The 19,252-nt window shown below is 46.0% G+C and carries 20 protein-coding genes; 4 read left to right on the top strand and 16 right to left on the bottom strand.

Features of this window, described 5'->3' with window-relative positions; genetic code table 11:
- Window positions 1-26: 26 nt before the first annotated feature.
- Window positions 27-470 carry a GNAT family N-acetyltransferase gene (locus EV213_RS11795; protein WP_133580747.1) on the bottom strand — a complete coding sequence of 148 codons (444 nt, stop codon included), beginning with the start codon at window positions 468-470 and terminating at the stop codon, window positions 27-29.
- Between the two features lie 87 nt (window positions 471-557).
- On the opposite strand from EV213_RS11795, the gene EV213_RS11800 reads away from it, so the two are divergent.
- Complete coding sequence (locus EV213_RS11800; protein WP_133580748.1) at window positions 558-938, top strand: DoxX family protein; 381 nt, start codon at window positions 558-560, stop codon at window positions 936-938.
- A gap of 559 nt (window positions 939-1,497) precedes the next feature.
- On the opposite strand, the gene EV213_RS11805 is transcribed toward EV213_RS11800, so the two are convergent.
- From EV213_RS11805 to EV213_RS11870, 15 genes are all read right to left on the bottom strand, one after another.
- Window positions 1,498-4,602, bottom strand: coding sequence for a beta-galactosidase (locus tag EV213_RS11805; protein WP_133580749.1), 3,105 nt, complete (start codon window positions 4,600-4,602; stop codon window positions 1,498-1,500).
- 144 nt (window positions 4,603-4,746) lie between these two features.
- Window positions 4,747-4,989, bottom strand: a complete 243-nt coding sequence (locus EV213_RS11810) for a hypothetical protein (protein ID WP_133580750.1) — start codon at window positions 4,987-4,989, stop codon at window positions 4,747-4,749.
- Between the two features lie 97 nt (window positions 4,990-5,086).
- Complete coding sequence (locus EV213_RS11815; protein WP_133580751.1) at window positions 5,087-5,749, bottom strand: DUF421 domain-containing protein; 663 nt, start codon at window positions 5,747-5,749, stop codon at window positions 5,087-5,089.
- A gap of 207 nt (window positions 5,750-5,956) precedes the next feature.
- A complete protein-coding gene (locus EV213_RS11820) occupies window positions 5,957-7,444 on the bottom strand; it encodes a HEAT repeat domain-containing protein (protein WP_133580752.1) in 1,488 nt (495 codons plus the stop codon).
- A 1,019-nt stretch (window positions 7,445-8,463) separates the two neighbouring features.
- Window positions 8,464-9,297 (bottom strand): AraC family transcriptional regulator, encoded by an 834-nt coding sequence (locus EV213_RS11825; RefSeq protein ID WP_166639282.1) that lies wholly within the window; start codon window positions 9,295-9,297, stop codon window positions 8,464-8,466.
- Window positions 9,298-9,370: 73 nt separating this feature from the next.
- Window positions 9,371-9,796 (bottom strand): 3-hydroxyacyl-ACP dehydratase FabZ, encoded by a 426-nt coding sequence (fabZ, locus tag EV213_RS11830; RefSeq protein WP_133580754.1) that lies wholly within the window; start codon window positions 9,794-9,796, stop codon window positions 9,371-9,373.
- Between the two features lie 24 nt (window positions 9,797-9,820).
- Window positions 9,821-10,132, bottom strand: coding sequence for a DNA-directed RNA polymerase subunit beta (locus EV213_RS11835; RefSeq protein WP_243740077.1), 312 nt, complete (start codon window positions 10,130-10,132; stop codon window positions 9,821-9,823).
- Window positions 10,133-10,157: 25 nt separating this feature from the next.
- Window positions 10,158-10,982 carry a flagellar hook-basal body protein gene (locus tag EV213_RS11840; protein ID WP_133580755.1) on the bottom strand — a complete coding sequence of 275 codons (825 nt, stop codon included), beginning with the start codon at window positions 10,980-10,982 and terminating at the stop codon, window positions 10,158-10,160.
- A gap of 14 nt (window positions 10,983-10,996) precedes the next feature.
- Window positions 10,997-11,806, bottom strand: coding sequence for a flagellar hook-basal body protein (locus EV213_RS11845; protein WP_133580756.1), 810 nt, complete (start codon window positions 11,804-11,806; stop codon window positions 10,997-10,999).
- A gap of 34 nt (window positions 11,807-11,840) precedes the next feature.
- On the bottom strand, window positions 11,841-12,842 hold the full coding sequence (gene mreB / locus EV213_RS11850) for a rod shape-determining protein (RefSeq protein WP_133580757.1): 1,002 nt from the start codon (window positions 12,840-12,842) through the stop codon (window positions 11,841-11,843).
- A 496-nt stretch (window positions 12,843-13,338) separates the two neighbouring features.
- Entirely contained in the window at window positions 13,339-13,617 is a 279-nt protein-coding gene (gene spoIIID, locus EV213_RS11855) for a sporulation transcriptional regulator SpoIIID (RefSeq protein ID WP_133580758.1), read from the bottom strand.
- Between the two features lie 405 nt (window positions 13,618-14,022).
- Complete coding sequence (locus EV213_RS20775) at window positions 14,023-14,193, bottom strand: hypothetical protein (RefSeq protein WP_166639283.1); 171 nt, start codon at window positions 14,191-14,193, stop codon at window positions 14,023-14,025.
- Window positions 14,194-14,564: 371 nt separating this feature from the next.
- A complete protein-coding gene (locus EV213_RS11860; RefSeq protein ID WP_133580759.1) occupies window positions 14,565-15,203 on the bottom strand; it encodes a GGDEF domain-containing protein in 639 nt (212 codons plus the stop codon).
- Window positions 15,204-15,385: 182 nt separating this feature from the next.
- Window positions 15,386-15,829 (bottom strand): hypothetical protein, encoded by a 444-nt coding sequence (locus EV213_RS11865; RefSeq protein ID WP_133580760.1) that lies wholly within the window; start codon window positions 15,827-15,829, stop codon window positions 15,386-15,388.
- On the bottom strand, window positions 15,826-16,038 hold the full coding sequence (locus tag EV213_RS11870) for a hypothetical protein (protein ID WP_133580761.1): 213 nt from the start codon (window positions 16,036-16,038) through the stop codon (window positions 15,826-15,828). The genes EV213_RS11865 and EV213_RS11870 overlap by 4 nt, the downstream gene beginning before the upstream one ends.
- 241 nt (window positions 16,039-16,279) lie before the next feature.
- Here EV213_RS11870 and EV213_RS11875 point away from each other — a divergent pair, with 241 nt between their 5' ends.
- The 3 genes from EV213_RS11875 to EV213_RS11885 all read left to right on the top strand — a co-directional run bounded on the left by EV213_RS11875 (window position 16,280) and on the right by EV213_RS11885 (window position 19,249).
- Window positions 16,280-17,515, top strand: a complete 1,236-nt coding sequence (locus EV213_RS11875) for a DNA polymerase IV (RefSeq protein ID WP_133580762.1) — start codon at window positions 16,280-16,282, stop codon at window positions 17,513-17,515.
- Complete coding sequence (locus EV213_RS11880; RefSeq protein WP_133580763.1) at window positions 17,512-17,853, top strand: YolD-like family protein; 342 nt, start codon at window positions 17,512-17,514, stop codon at window positions 17,851-17,853. Before EV213_RS11875 ends, EV213_RS11880 begins: the two co-directional genes overlap by 4 nt.
- 310 nt (window positions 17,854-18,163) lie before the next feature.
- A complete protein-coding gene (locus EV213_RS11885) occupies window positions 18,164-19,249 on the top strand; it encodes a Fe(3+) ABC transporter substrate-binding protein (RefSeq protein ID WP_133580764.1) in 1,086 nt (361 codons plus the stop codon).
- Window positions 19,250-19,252: the final 3 nt, after the last annotated feature.

The raw sequence follows: 19,252 nt of genomic DNA on the forward strand, positions 1-19,252 counted from the left end.
CCAACCGCTTTTTAGCTGTCTACCCTCTATTTTCGTAACATCGCAATATGTAAGATGCCGTCCTCATCAAAAGGCTCAGACACGGCAACAAAACCAACTTTCTCATAGAATCTCTCTAAATGAGCTTGAGCTGTTATGCGAATCACTGGACGTTGCCATTTCTCATCAAGCCATTGGATGCTTCTACGCATGAGCTCTTGACCAAGCCCTCCGGTACGTGCGTCTGCAGAAACAATGACTCTGCCGATACGCGCCTCCCTCTGCTCATCCACATCAAATAACCGTGCGTAGGCGACAAGCTTTCCTTCGTCTGTCGCTGTCAGATGCCAGGTTGTCTGATCTTTTCCATCAAGATCCTTATACGGGCTGTTTTGCTCTACGATAAACACATCAACCCTTAGTTTTAGGATGTCGTAAAGGTCTTCTGTGCCAAGTTCTTCAAAGGAACGAACCTTCCATTCTAAAGCCATTTTGTCATTTCTCCTCTTGTTGCGAACCATTTAGTGCATGAGTATCATTCCTTACGGGTATACCGATAGAAAGAAAGGAATGGTGTTATGCGATCGTTCGTCCGTGGTGTGTATTCTCTCTTTCTTATTGTTGCAGGTGTCGCTCATTTTTTCAAGGAAGCTTCCTTTCGCAAAATTGTGCCACCAGTTCTTCCCTTTCGTAAAGCGATCGTGCTCATTTCTGGAGTGATAGAGGTTCTTTTTGGTGTCCTGCTTTGGGTAAAAAAAGCGCAACAGCTAACTGGTAAGCTGATTGCGTTGTTTATGGTACTCATCTTTCCGGCAAACATTTATATGGCCGTAAAAAAAGTGCCGGTGCAAGGCAAGCAGGTACCGCCTCTCTTATTATGGGCACGTCTGCCGCTCCAAATTCCACTCGTGCTAGGTGCTCTGTGGCTGCGAAAGTCCGATAAAGAGAAAAACTCCTAACAATTCAATTGAATCTGTTCGGAGTTTTTTGCTAACCGCTTCGTCAGAATACTACGCTTTCCGCGGGCACGGCTTCAGCTTCCTCGGAAAGCAAAAGCTTTCCGAGGCGATCTTCAGCTCGCGCTGTTCCCGCAGGAGTCTACGTATTTTGACTTCGCTGATGTTTTGTTTTTGCGTAAAGTGTTTTTATTTTTTTTCTTGGTCTCGTATAATCGAGGAAATGGAAAAGTGAGTTGAGCTGTGTTGTTGCTCCAATAAAGCACATCTTTTCATACAGGATTAATACCAACTGATGCCCTCACGCGCAAAGCAATCCAAGGTAGCAAAACGAGTTGAAGTAGCCGTTCACTTGTGTACTAATTTATTTTCGAGAAATGTAAGACATGTCGTTGCACGAAGTCAGTTACAAACCTGGAGCTAAGAGAAAAACCTATTTCGTCAGGGGGATCGCGGAACATTTCAAGGAACGGATAGAATTTGAGTTAAGCGATACGTTCAAGAAACAAAAAAAAGCGCCGCGCTAAACGCCATTTGTGACGTTTAGGACGGCCTTCTCTTCTTATTTCGTCAACTGATTGACATGAATCTCTACTTCATCAGGGCGATACACTGCTGTGACAGCCCCTTGACGATCAAGGGCAAACATGACCGTCCGCTCGCTCTCCAGTGTGAAGGCATATTCCGTCTGATGCTCTGGATGACGAACCTTCACCTCTGTGTCAAACGCATCTTCGGAAACAAAGACGAGCAAGTCCCCTTCTGGATAAGCTTGTCGACGTCCGTAGATGCCTGAGATATTGCCTTGCAGCCACTCTAGATCAGACTGCACCGACGCATCCTCAAATACAAGCTGGTAGAGCTTTTCCACCGGCGCGTCCTGGTGGTTTAACTCAACAGGAAGCGGACACCAGACAAGTTTTCCGTTCCCAATTCGCTTTACGATAGGCGCAACACCTGTTGAAAGCTGAGTGTCTGCCGTCATTTCGGTTTCAAGCTTGCCTATCAAGTTCATATTGGTTGATTGATCCTCTGAAAAGGTTAATGAATGAACAGCCTCCTCAAGGACAAGCCGTTCTCCGCGACGAATATTCGAAGGTTTGCTTTCGCCGATAACGTCGACTGCTCGGTCGTTCGGATACCAGTATGCATCCAAACTGATGGGCCCTGTCCAAAGAATCGTGCTTCCGTGCACCTCGGCATGAGCGATCAACTTCTCATAAGCCGTATCGTCAAAGTTATGGGTGCTTGGCACGATAATGACTTTCGGTGAATCAATGCTGAGCTCATCCAAGTGGTATTCACTGACGCCGCGGAAAGGAATGCGCAACTGGTTCGTCAGCAGTCTCGCCAGTTTTTTCGTTGCCGCCGGGGCAACTGGGCGATTAGAAAAGTCATTGGAATAGGGATACACGACCGCGACCTCTTCCAGCTTGCGGTCATGCAGCAAATGGCTTACCTTTGGCATAAATGCTCCAAAATCGTAGGACACGTTCGCTTCTGGTTTTTCACTTCCATCTGAACGAATGGCACCGATATTGGATTCGTTGACGTTGTCCATGTAATGGTTCACGTTCCAAAGCCATTGGACCGCTCCCGCTCCCCCTGCACCAAATGCGTACGCGTACTTGCGCTCCAAAATGTTTCGCAGCTCAAGCTCCGAGCGTTTGGCACGACCATCCGGACGTTCGATGTACATAATGCCTGTTTCTTGGACGAGGTTAGGCTTATCCGGAGCCTTAGTGAAGATTGAATCCCACACAAGGTGATCCATGTACCACCACGAGTGGACGGTCGTGTAATCGACGGCCTCGGCATAGAAAAACGGTGATGGACGACGGGAGCCTAAGCCTTCATCTTGACCAACTGTAACGAGCTGATCTGGCACAGCCTGTTTAATTGAAGACGTCAGCTCGCGCGCCCAACGATTGTGCATTTCCATCGTAAAGAGTGTGTAATCAAGCCACTGTCCACCTTTTTTCGGAAGGATGCTCGTCGTGCCAAAAGGGATATCCTCTGGCTCAGGCAATTTGACCGATGCAAACGTTGGCAGCTGCTCTGGGGTCATGTTCCAGCGCTCACGCAAGCGATTGATGTCACCATGTCGCTCTTCAAGCCAATCCACGTAGGCGGCTTGCTCAAATCGATCATGCGAAGATCGTGGCCCTTCGAAAATACGCTTTGGATCAAACATCGTCGGTTCATTGATCAAATCCCATTGAACGTTTTTCGTTGTCTTATGACGCACAACCATGGAACGAATAAAACGTTTTTGCGCTTCCACACTTCGCGGGTCAAGATACGGGTTTTCGCCTTCCCACGTTTCTGGGGCAAAGGAGAAAAAATTCACCGTCACTTCAAGGTCATGACGTTTTGCTGTTAAGATGAAGGCATCAAAGGCACGTAGGGTTTCTTCTGATGGATGGCCATCGACAAACATGGCCGTCCGCCATGCCGTCCAGAAGCCCGTACGAATATAATTAATGCCGGCATTTTTCATTTGCGCCATGTCTTTAAACCATGCCGCAGCGTTTGGCAGGAACAAAAACTTTCTTGCCACGTCTGAGGTCATATAGGTCATGCCGACAATAGGGAAAGGCTCGCCATCCTTTTCAAAGTAATCGCGTCCTGCTTTAAGTGGGGTTCCTTCCTCAAGCAACGCTTTGTCATAGCCCCAAAAGCCTTGGTGAAAATGACGGACATCGCCTTCAGATGAAACGGCTTTTGCCTCAATCGCATAATAGCCTGGTTTGATATCCAACGGGACAGGGATGGACTCGTATGAAATGTCAGCGTCTGCCGTCGTTTGATACGTCGTTTGCCATGATTGACCACTTTGCTCTGCTTTAATATCAATGTCAATCGTCCACTCCGTGATATGTGCATCTTGACGCAAGTCCTGAAGCTGGAGCGACAGACGTGGGCGTTCACCTTCATAATAACTGGCATAGTTAGGTTTCAGCCAAATTTCCGTTACACCTTTCGCAGCAAACGCAGCGATCTTCGCTACAAGGTCTTTTTGCCAGAAACGCTCAGTAACGTGCTGATTAACAAATACCCAACGCCCACCAGCAAAATCACCCTTCGTATTTTCCAGCATGACTGCTGGCGCTGAGACAAAGCGATTGTCTGAAGAAACCCCTTTCACGAGTGGGGAAATATGGGCATCCATTGGGCCACACGACCCCATTTCAGCAGGAACATCTGCCGCATGCGTCACATGTAGCGTGAAATTGTATGTCGGCTGAATATCCAATGCGGCCGCCACTTCTTCCCATTGCGGCCAGTCAGCGTTATGTACGAGAGCGTGAACAGGTGCTGGGTCCACGTCGTGTGTTTCTTGAATGTTTAGTTCCTGATGGTAGCCTGTCTGTTCGCGTTCAGTAAACCACTTGTCCTCCGTTACCGTGACGGGGCGTTTAAATGGCGCTCCTCCAATATGTACCAAGCCTTTACCTGCACGCAGATGTGCCTTTATGCTTGGCCACGCATTCTTTGGAAAATACGCGCCGTGCGTCATGACAAGCACAGTTGCTGACTCAAGCGCTGCTACAAGCTCATCCGCCGATGCCACCGTACCTGCAGAACGCCAAGCATCAATCGTTTGTTGTTTAGGACGCTCTCCTTCAAACGGGAAAGCGGAATCATAAAAATATAGTATGGACATTTTGAAAAACCTCCTCTTGTGATTCATTGTACTGTGGTAGAGGAGGGGCTGAACAGGTCATTTGAACATAAAATGTCTCAAAAATTCGCGAACTGAAAAAATCACCAGATGAGTAACTCATCTAGTGATTTTTATGGACGTTTGTTATTTGTTCATGTCCGTTTTTGTTTCGTCCATTTTTGTTTCATCATCCATTTTTGTATCTTCATTCATTTTCTGCTCGTCTTCATTCATTTTCTGTTCGTCTTCATTCATTTGATTCTCATCTTGATTCATATCGCCTTGCTCTTGATCTGCAGGAGGCGTTTCGTTATTTGCTCCTCCACACGCCGTCATAAGCATTGCAGCGAATGAGATCGTAAGTGCTTTTGTCCACCATTTTGTCATCGGGTTTCCCTCCTTCATCTGCCATATGATCGGCCAGGGTTGGCCTGTTGTTATCATGCCCAACATTTATTTTTTTTTTCGTCATTCGTAAAAAATATCATTTGGCGGCAGCTCGCATGAGATTGACATGAAGTGGAGGCATAGCATCTGCCTTCCATTCCGCATAGAGCAAGTCTTGGTATTTAGACGCTCCTTGCTGCTGCATTGCTTGTAACAGTGTTTCTTCGGAGATGTTCGCTTCCCTAAGGTTGTCTTTAATTAGCTCCCCATCAGTAACAAGAACTACCGGAAGAACTGGTGGAGGAGCAGAGGATGGCGGCTCTTTGACGACAGACACTGAGCCATCGGTCTCCAAAATCGCAAAAGCAACATCTCGGAGCGAAAAGATATCCTTTGCACGCAACAAATGCTGGAGCTGGTTAACGTCCATCTTATTTTTCGCCATCTCCTTTTGTTGTAGGTAACCACTACGAACAACAATGGATGGGTTTCCCTCCAAAAATGAGCGCGTTTTCTTAAACTTTTGTGTAATAATCTCCGTCACGTACGACAATATCCCCCAAACGATCGCCGCATAACAAATATGCCAAAGAGTAACCTCTTGATCATATAAGCCATTTCCAATCAGTTCTCCAAGGACGATGACCGCAATAAAATCAAACGCTGTAATCTGATTCATCTGGGTTTTGCCGAGCAATTTCGTTAAGCAAAGAAGCAGCGCATACCCAACGACCAATTCCAATAAAATATGTCCATACATTCAATCACCTACAGCCTTGGTTTTGGTTAGTATGAACAGGTTTCACCAAAAGCATGCGATGGGCTTCTAAGGAAGCTCGTTCGTTTAAGTACGCTGACCTGCAGTTAGGGGCGAAATGGATAAACTAGGAGCACCGTTATCCGTCAGATAAATGGAGTGACGCTAAAAAACCCCGGCTGCTTTAAGTCGCAACCGGGGCTTTCAGCTTTAAAATGTACTTGCTGGGGTCGTGGATGTGCACCAACGTGCATTCCGTAACTGGTGGAACAACACTTGGTAGGCTTCAGGTGTGCCAATGTAATACAAGGCCTCTAAGGCGTGGGCGCGCACGTAGCGATTTTCATCCTCTAACGCCTCAACCAATGCGGGAACTGCGTCGGCTGCTTTTGGTCCTAGTTTGATAAGAGCCAACCCTGCTGAAAAGCGCACTTGAACATCTTCGTCTTTTAAACACTTCGCTAAGGCAGCTGTGACATCTTTCTCAGGCTGCTGAATAATCCCTAGTGCATCAACGATGGTATATCGGACAAGTGGTTCTTTATGCTGAAGGGCATTGATGAGCGCCTCACTGGCACTTGCTGCTTTTCGCCCTTGTTCCCCAAGAACAAATGCTGCATAAGCGACAATTTCTTTTTTGTCATGCGTGAGAGCTGCCGTAACGTCTTCCAAGACAGTGCTAGCGTCTGATTGCAAACCATAGGCTGCGTGACGTGCTGCTTTCACACGTTCATTTGTCAGGATGTTGAGTAGCTCCTGTTGCCCAGAGGCTCCCATTTTCGCTAAGCTGTAGGCAGCGTTTAAAGCAACGGGTTCATACGACTCCTTCACCGCTTCAGCCAACGCTTGAATGACCTCTTGACTTGCCTTTTCTCCTGCTCTCCCTAGCTCGTCAGCCGCGCGAGTTCGAACGTAATTATCCTCGGATGTTAGCTCTTCAACAAGTGCTTGCTGACTAATATCAACTGAGGTGACATTGCTTTCCCCACGGAGCCAATGCCATGTATCCTTCCACATCATTTCATGAGAATGGAACAAACTAGACACATCTGGTGTACGCCACTCCTCATTCTGGTGTGCCCACGACGGTGCAGATGGCACTTGTGTACGCATAAATTCAAACTTGAGCATATATCGTTCTGTGCCTTTTAAATTGGCTGTCGAGCGATGCCAAATATCGTAATGAATAAGGGCAAATGTACCTGCCGCGCCAAAGGCTTTGGCCTCTTCCTCGTACTCATCTTCCTTAAAAATACGCGTTTCATGATTTTGTGTGCCTGGCATAATACCAGTGGGTCCAAGCTCAAGCGGCGTATCCTGAGGAAAATACATGACCATTGCCCACCACGGCCTGTGATGACGAATGGTGTTATACCCCCAGTAAGAATCTTTATGCCACTTGCCCGGTACAGCAGAGTTGTTAAAATGCCCGTGCCGGTGCGCATGCAGCATATAGTTCTCACCTAACACACTTGTTAACGCACCACTCACAATCGGATGATCAAATACTTGCTGCAATTCTTTGACGCGTGGCAACAAATTGTTTCCCGGATTTCCTTCTTCCTGATAGACATTGTTGAGTTGCGAAAGGAGCTCTTTGTGGAATTGTTCCGAAAAGTCTGTTTTCAAAATTAAAAAACCGTTTGTAATAAACTCCTGCATCTGTTGATCGGTCAGCAGATTCTTTGCATTGGTCATCTTGTATCCCTCCAATTGGGCTTTTCTCTATTGTACGGGATACGATTGAAATGAACATACCACATTCTCACTCTCTCTTGCACAAAACTAATCTATTTTGATACAGTCCTTTTCGCTCTCAAAAGAGTTTAACTGTGTGCACTCACGAACGAACTGCGCGGATACAGTCTCAAACTGACCCGTTATATGCAATATGCGCGCGGACATCATCGCTACCTGCGCCGATTCACTGGCGAACTGCGCGGCTAAACAGAATACATTTCGTATCCGGGGACCTTTAAGTACAAGAGAGATGTGCGACGACGATTTAGATAATCCCGTCAAAAACTAGTGCCCCATCAGGTAACGCAGATCTTATTTTATTCAGGATGAGTTATGGGTCTTGTTTTCGCACAAGTTAACAGCTGGATAACATTTTCTATAGGCAAACGGCTATACATTCGCGTTCAGCCTAAAGGGTACTTGTGCAACATCGACTCGAAAAGACCTCGTCATGACTTCTTCGTCGTGGAGTCTCGCTAGTCGTCGCTGCTAGTCGTCGCTTTTAGTTTATGGTAAAGGGCGAATGAAATGAGAAAGATCTTTTTTGGTTTCATTTTCAACAGTTACCACGACATTCGTGTAAAAGGCACCAGGTGACCTACCTTGAAACATTGCACTGACTTGCCTGTTGGTTGCAACACGGTTTTTTACCCAATATACGAGACCAAGCCACATTAAAACCATGTACGCAGAAACAAACATCAGCGTAGGCAACATACGTAGACTCTAGTGGGATCAGCGCGAGCTGAAGATCCCCTCGAAAAAGCCTGCTTTTTCGAGGAAGCTGAAGCCGTGCCCCACAGAAAGCGAAGTTTGTTGACGCAGCGATCGTCATTCCCGTGCACCCTAGCGCATCTTCAACTCGAAAAGACCTCGTCGTGTTTTCATTACTACTGGAGTCTCACTAGTTGCCGCTTTTGGTTAGTGTAAGTTTGGTTCAATTTCGACCATAACCAACGAAGGGAATGGAAAGGGCACTAATTTCTCTGTTGACCCAAAAACACTTGTCGGTATTCCGATGGCGATAGCCCTACTTTTTTCTTGAACACTCTTGAAAAATAATGCGGCTCCATCGCTAGCTGCTCAGCAATCTCACTGATCGAGGCGTCGGAATGGGTCAAGCATTCCTTTCCTTTGTCGAGCTTCGCTTGCAGCATAAATTGAATGGGAGATAAGCCCACCTGATTGTGAAAAAAGCGTATGAAATAATTCGGATGGAAATGAAGCAAATCGGCAAGCTGCGACACCGTGACCTTTTCATGGAGATGCTTTTCGATGTACGCAAAAACAATGGCGAGCTTCTCTCCTTCCTCCGTTTGGGTCGGAGTGTCTTCATGATCTGTTCGTTGTAAATAAAAGTGAATGAGGCGAAACAAGTTGGCTTTCTCCTGAATAGATGCCGTCCAATGCTGACGTTTATGGGCAGACAACAGCTCTTCAAACAATGCTTCAATTGCAGCTTGGTCAGTTGCGTTTAGCGACAGGAGCACCGGTCCTTTCACCCATTGAAATAACGAGATTGATCCGATGTGGGCGGTAAAGTGGCACCAATATTTTAGATAGGTATAATCGCTAATCGTTCGGTACGATTGTGGAACGCCGGAGGGCATAAGCACAAGATCCCCTTGCTTAGGATAATATGTTTTTCCGTCCACAGTGATTTCACCCTCGCCCTCAAGGATGTAATAAAAGCGATGGTGATCTGGCACGAAGGTCGTGTCCTTCCAATATGTAGCCACCTTTGTTCGCGTTGCGATGGACACAGACCCTTGCAAATTGTGCAATTTATATCTCCATTGTGTGTGCTCCATTGCATATCCCCCATTGTGAAATACAAAAAACTGACAGTCTAGCCTGTAAAGGAGACGGTCAGTTTTCATCGTTTTAAGCGTCGCCAATGGCAAACGTAATTTCAGCCTCAGCAGCAAGCTTACCGTTTACAGTAGCTCGTCCTTTGCCTTTGCCAATTTTCCCACGAACTCGAGTCAATTCTACGTCCAGCTCGAGAACATCGCCTGGCACAACTTGGCGTTTGAAACGGCATGCATCAATGCCAGCAAGAAAAGCGAGCTTTCCTCGAAGCTCTTCTTTATGAAGCAGGGCAATGCCACCTACTTGCGCCATCGCTTCTACGATGAGCACACCAGGCATAACTGGATAGCCCGGAAAATGACCTTCAAAAAACGGTTCATTTCCAGAGACATTTTTAATCGCTTTGCATCGTTTTCCTTCGTCCAATTCGAGGACTCGGTCTACAAGCAAAAAAGGGTACCGATGGGGCAATATTTGTTGAATTTCTTTAAATTCCATTCCTGTTCACTCCTGTTTTCACCATCAGGAAGAGGGAGTTCCTTTGACAACAATATCGACGATGTGTTGCCAAGTCGATGGATCCAAAACATCTAGTGGCTGCCCGTCTCCTACGATTCCGTATCCGACCATCGCGCCTAAGATAAGGGCAATTCCAGTGGAAACAATGAGGAGGAGAAGCCGAAGCCAAATAGGAAACATCCGAATTCTTCCGCGCTTTTTCCGGCGTTCCTTAGATGGTTTCGCTGCCGCTGATGTTTTCTGCTCAACTTGGGCTTTATGCTCTTGGCGTGTTTTTGGTTGATTAGACCCTGAATCGCCCATGCTACTCGTCAAAGGTCACACCCCTTCCGTGCGAATGTTACGTACGCATACTGTTGATCAACCCATTCATTTGATCGGCAATGCTGATGGATCGAGAATTTAATTGGTAGGCGCGCTGCGCTCGTACCATATCTGTCATTTCAATTGCGATGTCGACATTGGACGCTTCTAAAGCACCGGCCATAATGCGTCGGTTATTGACATTCACATTCGCCAAAACCGCAGCTTCATCCACACCACGTGCGGCAAGTCTGCCGTTTGTTGCTATCATGGCATCAGGCTGAAGAACCTCGATCACAGAAATTGGCGTTCCATAGGTTTCTGATTCCCCTGATTGCAACGTATAGGTCAACGATCCATCCTCTTTAATCGCGATGTCTCTTGCACCACTTGGTAGCGAGATGGGTGTGCCATTATCATCAAGCAAGCGGCTTCCATCCCCGGCCACAAGATCTAACTGTCCGGCAACTGTACTCGGCACCGTATAAAAATTGCCTTGACGTGTATACTGCACTTCTAACCCAGCTTCCGTTGCAACCTCTACTCTAAAATAATGGTTTTCGGCGCCGAGAGCAAGATCCAAATTCCGGTTGGTCTGTTTAATAGAGCCTGGCGCAGCATTCATCACAATTTCATTCACGTACGCTCCATTACCGAGGCGGATGCCATTCGGGGTAATACGTGCTTGCTCTTGGGCTGCAATTGGCTGATTGTCTAGCTGCTGACTAAGAAGCTCTCCGAACCGAGCCTGTCTGCTTTTGTAGCCAACAGTATCGATGTTGGCCATATTGTTAGAAATAACATCAAGCTGCGTTTGCAGCTGCTGCATCGTGACAAGTGCATTGTTTGCAATACGATTCATGTGATGGGACCTCCTTATCCAATTCGTCCTACGTCATTGACGGCCTTGCCCATGCTTTCATCATAAGCCTTGACAACACGTTGGCTCGCTTCAAACAATCGATACGAGGACATCATGTTCACCATCGTCTCGTTGAGGTCAACCGATGACCGTTCAAGTGCGCCTTGTCGAACAATAAATCCCGCAGGCGCCTGTCCAAGAGCTGCGCCATCTGCACGGTAAAGCCCCGTTCCTTCTCTGACCAACTCTTCCTGTGGAGCCGCGCTATAAGCAATATTAAGCGCAGTGGCATTGCCAGCAGCATCTGTAATGACACCGTCTTCCGATACCGTAAATGTTCCTGAAGCCAGTTGAATTTGTTCACTGGCGGCACTGAGTACAAAACGTCCCTCCGCATTGACGAGAGAGCCATTATCGTCCACATGAAAGCTCCCATTGCGAGTATAACGGGGTTCACCAGCCTCATTTTGCACTGCAAAAAACACGGCTCCATTTTCGTCTGGCAACGCAGCTTGCACGAGTGCCAAATCGCTGAATCGATTTGTTTCTTGAATATCGCCTTGCGTAAACTGCGGAATCGTTTCCTGCAAATAAACACCCGTATTCAAAGCACCGATCGGCGTTGTCGTTGGAAGCGTGCGATCTAGTCCTGGCACTGACTGCCCACCAATCCGCTGAAGCAGCATTTCAGGGAATGCCCGCAAAACACCTTGATCTGACTTATACCCTGGTGTGTTCACATTAGCTAGATTATTGGACAACATTTCTGTATGCCGCTGCTGTGCGATCATCGCTGATGCTGCTGTATTAAATCCTTTAAACATCCACCATACTCCTTTTGATGAAAAGACATGGAAATTATCCTAAATACCGTGACGGAAATTTATCAATATGCTCTAGCATTAATCCCGTTCCTTGAGCCACACAATTCATAGGATTATCGGCAATAAAGACGGGAACCTTTAGCTCTTCTGCAAGAAGCTGATCAATGCCATGCAGCAAAGCTCCGCCGCCTGTAAGAATGACGCCACGGTCAATAATGTCCGCCGAAAGCTCTGGTGGCGTTCGTTCTAACACAGACTTTGATGCTGTAATAATCACTTCAGTAAATTCTCTCAATGCCTCTTCAATTTCGGCTGAGTACACGGTCACTGTACGCGGCAGTCCTGATACAAGATCTCGCCCTCGAATATCAATTTCTTCTTTTCTTGACCCAGCAAACACGGTGGCCACTTGGATCTTTATGTTTTCTGCTGTTCGTTCGCCAATCAGCAGTTTGTATTTTCGCTTTATGTACGCGAGAATCTCCATGTCTAGGCGATCGCCTGCCATCTTAATTGACGAAGACGTCACAATATCGCCCATTGAAAGGACGGCAACATCGGTCGTTCCGCCACCTATATCGACAACCATATTTCCGCTCGGCTGAAAAATATCCATGCCTGCGCCAATCGCAGCAACTTTGGGCTCCTCTTCAAGAAATACCTTTTTGCCACCGCTTTTTTCAGCGGCCTCTTTGATTGCCTTTTGTTCAACAGATGTAATGTTTGTCGGGCAGCAAATCAGCATCTTAGGCTTCGATAAAAAGCCTTTCACATTTATTTTTTCAATAAAATGGCGAAGCATAACTTCCGTAATATCAAAATCAGCGATGACCCCTTCTCTAAGCGGACGGTGAGCAACAATGTTTCCAGGAGTTCTCCCCACCATGCGCCTTGCTTCCTCTCCAACCGCCAGTGCGCGACCTGTTTGCGTGTCCATAGCCACTACTGATGGCTCGTTCAGAACAATGCCTTTGCCTTTTACATGAATTAATACATTCGCCGTTCCTAAGTCAATTCCGATATCTCGTGCAAACATTGGGTCAGGGGCCTCCCTATTATATAAGTCCATTTTCATAACAATCTCTACAGTATAGTGTAGCACAAATTGAGAAAAAAGAGGGCGGTTTTCCATATCTTTACGCTTGATTTAACGTGGGAAAATGATATGTCTACGCAGACTGGAAAAAGAACTCGCCAAAACGCCCACCTAGTGCCCGTTCAGATAACGTAGATCTTTAATAGAATGAATTGTGGTGCTTGTTTTTGCACAAATTAACAGCGGAAAGCACTCTTTATCTGGCACAAGGGTATCATCGACTCGAAAGTACCTCTCGTCGTAATTACTTTGCACCCTAAAAGGCATAAGCGCAACATCGACTCGAAAAGACCTCTTCGTGTTTTTTTCACACCTAGGTTCTGCTACGGAGTTATGTTAGTATGCTCCAACTGCTCCACTTATCTCCAAAAAAATAAAAACATCTTGTCTCCCGATAAAGCTTTTGGGGAAACAAGGCGTGGTTGGGTGAATGTTATTATTTAACCAGCTCAGCTACGTGCTCATCCGTTTCTTTCAAATACTTTAGCTTTGTTGCCTCTCCTCCTCTTAAATGTCGAATGGACTTGTGGTAATCCAAGATGACTTTCACTTCGTTAGCCAGCTCTGCATTTACTTCGGGCAACCGCTCGGTTAGGTCCTTGTGTACTGTACTTTTCGAAACCCCGAATTCTTTTGCGATAACTCTCACGGTTTTTTTCGTCTCCACGATATATTTCCCAATCTTGATGGTCCTCTCTTTGATGTAATCGTGCACACCACTCGCCTCCCTGGTTTGGATGTGAGAAGTGTGAAATGAGACGTTGTGAACCTCTTCGAAGACTTCCCTCACTCCTCAGGCGTGTGTTGGTTACACCTTCTTAGACCTTTCACAGTCTCTCACCTCAAACACTCTCTTTGCTGGTTGATAAACTTTATGAGTCCATTCGTCTGTTTATTCCAACAATCCAGCTAGGACAAGGGTTTCCTTTTTTCAGGACAGTAGAAAAAACGAAGCGGCATCGTGCGGACTCCGTCTCCAGCGACCCATTATGATTTCATTAGAGGCTTCATGGCAGCTTCTTCATAATCAATGAACGTAAAAAATACCGCGAGCTATGGCCAGCGGCGGTTCGTGTGTGCATTCCACAATTACATTCTATAGTGTGCATGTCTGCACGATTTACACCTCATTTTCTTCCGTTTGCTGGCGCCCCAAACCCTTTTCCCAGAGAATAATTCGCCTTGTTTGACAGCGCTTCCAAACGGAAAAATCACTTGTTGCTTGTAAGGTCATGCTCATTGTATTCCATTCTTCTTTTTCGCTTTCTGTAAAATGATGATACGGTCTCATAGGTTCACGCCCTTTCGCATCTTAATGCTGTTGACAGTTTGTCCTAATGGGTCCGTCTCTAAACATTCCGTCGGGTAGGCTGATGAGAAACGCTCGCTTTCTTTGTTGCTTTGGCTTGTGCGGTGCTCATTGCCCTTGTGGCAACTCCGCTCCTCTTAAGCCTTCGCGCTTTGATAAGACAAACGTTTTCATTCTGCCTACCAGGGTTTTTAAATGACGTTCACTTTCTTCGTTGCTTTGGCTTGTCCGCTGCTCATGCCCTTGTGGCAACTCCGCTCACGCTTCAACCTGTAGTACTCACTGCCATTTCATTCACATACTGTTGAGTGTATTATCTCAAAAAAATGAAAGCGCTTCAACTAATTCCACTCTTAAGATTGTACTGCTTTTTTTGCTGCGTACATCCGCTGATCAGCAACATCAACCAATGTATCGACCTGTGTACCGTCTTTTGGATACTGCGCCGTACCAACCGAAACTTTTACAATGATTTGGCTGCTTGGGTAGGTTTGCAAGGTTTGATGGATATGATCTTCTATCGTTTTCACCTGATCGGCCAATAGGAGAACGACAAATTCATCCCCACCCCACCTGGCAACAATGGTTTGTTTATCTTGTATCGTCTGCAGGCAATTTGCCATATAACACAACACTTGATCACCTATATAATGTCCGTAGCGATCATTGATTTTTTTAAAATGATCGGCGTCAATTAATAACAATGTTAGCTCGTCCATGTTTCCCCGACTGCGCTGATTCCGCACGGATTTTGAAAAAGCTCTCATAAATCCTCTGCGATTGTACACTCCGGTAAGTGCATCTCGTTCCATCGCATTGTAAATAAGGTCAAAGCGATACCCTGCATACACGGCCACTCCTCCACCTACAATAACGATTCCAATGATAAGGATGTCACGGTTCCATGTGGTCATAAACCACACACACGAAATGCACATCAATCCTAGCCACACACTAACCCCAGCCCAACGACCTCGATGTTCTTTTACCATTTGCCTCTCACCGCCTTATGCTTTATCACATGAGCCTAAAGTCACTTAGTGCATACCAACTAACAGGTCATTAGTCCTATTTTCATGACAAAAAAAAGACCGGTACTTCGTGTCGACCGGCTCTTCACATTCTTTATACTATACTACACATCTTTTCCGTTTCCTCTTATTTTTTACAATTCTTATATATCCATTTGCTTTTTTGTCTGTGTTATTGGTTGCTTCGTTTTCATGATCACTCGTTTGATCAAATCGATTTGTTTTTGAACAGCACCTGTCCCTCTGGAGGTCCATAGCCATCTCACTCCGATGACAGCTTCTGCGATTGCAAACAGGAACAATGCGGTAACAACGACTGAACCAATGAAAGCGCCAGTTAAAATGTCGGTTTCATACGTGAGAGGGTTATACATGGTGGTTTCCAATGGAAAGTATGTATTCTGTGCAAAAATCGCCACTTTCTGTTGAATAAATGGAAACGGGTAGCCAAAGGTTGCTGAGGCTAGAGCGGATGCAGATGGAATGGTCGACTTAACGACAAATGGCGTCACTAAAACAGTAAAAAAGGCGAGCGGCACCATTAAGAAACCTAACACCACATGACGTACATGTTTCTTCATCTTCATTTTTTCCTCCTCGGCACTGGATTGTCTTGATTTTTTCCGGCAATGTCGTCAATAAGCTGTAAAAGTGCTGTAAACATTCCTTCTTGATGAAGCGTCCGTGTGCTGAGTGTCTCAAGAAGTTGTCTTTCCTGAACAGATAAAGGGCGATTTATAATCTGTTCCACATGCGTTTTTAGCTTTCGGTATCGTTCTTCTTTGTACTCTTCCACCTTCGTCAGCCTCCCCGTCCTGAATTTCATTGTTCTATGGAGGTGGGGCTCCGTTTTGGACATATCTAAAGAATTGTTTTCCACATTTTCCATGTTTTTAAACAATGAATTGTATTTAGTCTATGCAAAAGCGGCTTTTTCTTTCGATAAATATCCTCACAGCATTTTCCACTTTTAAAAGAACATTAGTTCGTATATACTAGGAACATTAGTTCTATTTAAGAGTCATGAATGGAGGAACATGATGGAACGTGTCGTTTTTCTTGTGGATATGCAGTCGTTTTATGCTTCAGTGGAACGAACTGAGCGACCAGAGCTGAAGGGGCGTCCACTTTTAGTGTCCGGCGATCCAAAGCGACGAAGTGGCGTGATTTTAGCCGCCTGTCCTCTGGCCAAACAGCATGGAGTGAAAAACGCAGAGCGGTTGTATGAAGCGTTAAAAAAATGTCCGCAGGCGGTTGTTGTGAAGCCTCGCATGCAAAAATACCTCGATGTGTCGATGCAGATTACATGCATTCTTGAAGAATTTACGGACCAGGTGGAGCCTTATTCGATTGATGAACTGTTTATGGAAGTCACCGCGAGCCAACGGTTGTTTGGTGGACCAGAGGAGATCGCACAACAGGTGCAGCAGCGAATTATGGAGGATACAGGGGTGTATGCTCGTGTTGGCATTGGCACGAACAAAGTGCTGGCCAAAATGGCGTGCGACAATTTTGCTAAAAAAGCACCGAACGGACGTTATACGCTCACACCAGAGACGATCCAGCATACGCTTTGGCCGTTGCCTGTTGAGTGTGCATTTGGGGTCGGTCGGCGTATGGAGGTGCATTTAAAGCGCATGGGGTTGCGGACAGTGGGCCAACTCGCCAACTACCCGCTCCCTTACCTAAAAAAACGCTGGGGAATTAACGGTCATGTACTCTGGATGACGGCCAACGGATATGACCACTCGCCTGTGAATGTCCGCTCCCATAACCGTGCGCAAAAAGCCATCGGCCACGGAATGACACTGCCGCGCGACTACCATCGCTTTGAAGACATTCGCGTCGTGCTGTTAGAGCTTTCTGAAGAAGTATGTCGCCGCGCACGCACCTCTCGTGTCATGGGCATTACTGTATCCGCCGGAGCGAGGGGGGCTGATTTTGACAATCCTTCTGGGTTCCATCGCCAGCAAACCCTGATCGAAGCGACCAATAACACGCTCGATGTGTATCATGCGGTTGTCGAATTGTATCGAACCTTTTGGGATCGCCGTCCCATTCGCCAGGCGCATGTCAGCCTATCACAGCTCCAAAGCGATGAGGTGTGGCAAATGAGCCTGTTTCAGGATCGCGAGAAGCAGCTACAGATTGGCTACGTGATGGATGGCATCCGCGACCGCTTTGGTCCGGTTTCAATCGTCCGCGCCTCATCGTTAAGGGCGGCTGGGCAGACAACAGATCGTTCTAAAAAGATAGGGGGGCACTACCGATGACTGAGAAGCTGGATCGTGACAATTTACTTTGGGAGGGAAGCCGCATGTTTTTGCCTGAGCATAAGCGAGCCCTGCTTGAGCACCGTGCGCAACAGCAGCGTCCAAATCCGCCGCAGCCAACCGATGAGCAACAACTGGAAGAATGGAACTACATGCTCGCTGAGGCGGAAGCTACAGGGAATCTTCTACACTTTACGGTCTTTGAGCATGGGTACTTCTCTGTGCAGGAGGGGCTTGTCACCAAACCCGTTCAAGATGGGTCCATCCGCTGTCAATCAAAAAAAGGCGAGCCTTTTTCAATTAAGGTCGCCAAGCTGGTGAAACTGGATTGGGCTTAACAAACAGCACCTCATCATTAATGTGAACTGTGAACATTACTGTAATTGCTCAAGCAATTCTTCGACCAGCCTATATACAGTAGTTGCTGGTTTTCTTTGTGAGGGAGTTTCATGTGTATAGTGACTTTGCAAGGTTTTCGCGCGTTTTACAGCTGCTTGCAAAGCACCTTGCTTCGTTAGGATCATATATGATGCTTTTACGATATACGACGCTGTTCTAATTTTACTTGTCAATTTTTCAATGTAGCTATATAATGTTGATAATGATTATCAATATCAATAAAAATAACTAAGTTATTGGAGGATTGAAATGAAAAAAAAGGCGAGATTATTTCTTCATGCATCTTTAGGATTCGCGATTGCCATGCTTGCTGCATGTGGCGCAGATACAAATCAATCAGCTCTAACGAATGAAAGTACCGAAGAAACAACTACTGAGGATTCTGGAGAAGTCAACTTGTATTCTGCCCGACACTATGATGTCGACAAAGAATTATATGATCAGTTTGAAGAAGAAAGTGGAATCAAAGTAAATGTTGTTGAAGGGGATGCTAATGAACTAATAGAACGTATGAAACGAGAAGGCGAAAATTCCCCAGCAGATTTATTTATTACAGTCGATGGAGGAATCTTACATACAGCTAAAGAGGCAGATATTCTGCAACCATTCGAATCTGAGATAATTAATGAACAAGTCCCGGAGAACTTAAGAGACCCTGACAATGAGTGGGTTGGTTTATCTACTCGAGCACGTGTCATTGTTTACCACAAAGACCGTGTTGATCCTAGTGAGCTTTCTACGTATGAAGATTTAGCAACTGATACTTGGAAAGAAAGACTGCTTGTACGTTCTTCTACAAACTTATACAATCAATCACTTATTGCATCTTTGATTGAAATAAATGGAGAAGAAGAAACAGCCAAATGGGCTGAAGGAATTGCTCAAAATTTAGCTCGTGACCCAGACGGAGGAGATCGTGATCAAGCGAAGGCTGTCGTTGCTGGGAGTGGCGATATTGCCATTCTGAACACATATTACGTAGGTCAAATGCTCGTATCAGATGATGAAGAAGAGGTAAAAGTCGCTGAACAGATTGGGGTATTCTTCCCAAATCAAGAGACTACAGGCACACATATTAACATCAGCGGAGCTGGCTTAAGCAAACATAGTGAGAACAAGGAAAATGCGATTAAATTAGTTGAGTTCCTAACAGCTGTAGAGGCTCAAGAAACGGTTTCTAATACTAACTTTGAGTATCCAGTTAACGAAGACGCAGAGCGGGCTGACATTTTAACAGAATGGGGTACTTTTAAAGCCCAAGATATTGATTTTGCTGCATACGGAGTGAATAACCCTACAGCAGTTGAATTGGCCAACAAGGCAGGATGGAAATAAATC

Source organism: Aureibacillus halotolerans (assembly GCF_004363045.1).
Lineage (GTDB): Bacteria > Bacillota > Bacilli > Bacillales > DSM-28697 > Aureibacillus > Aureibacillus halotolerans.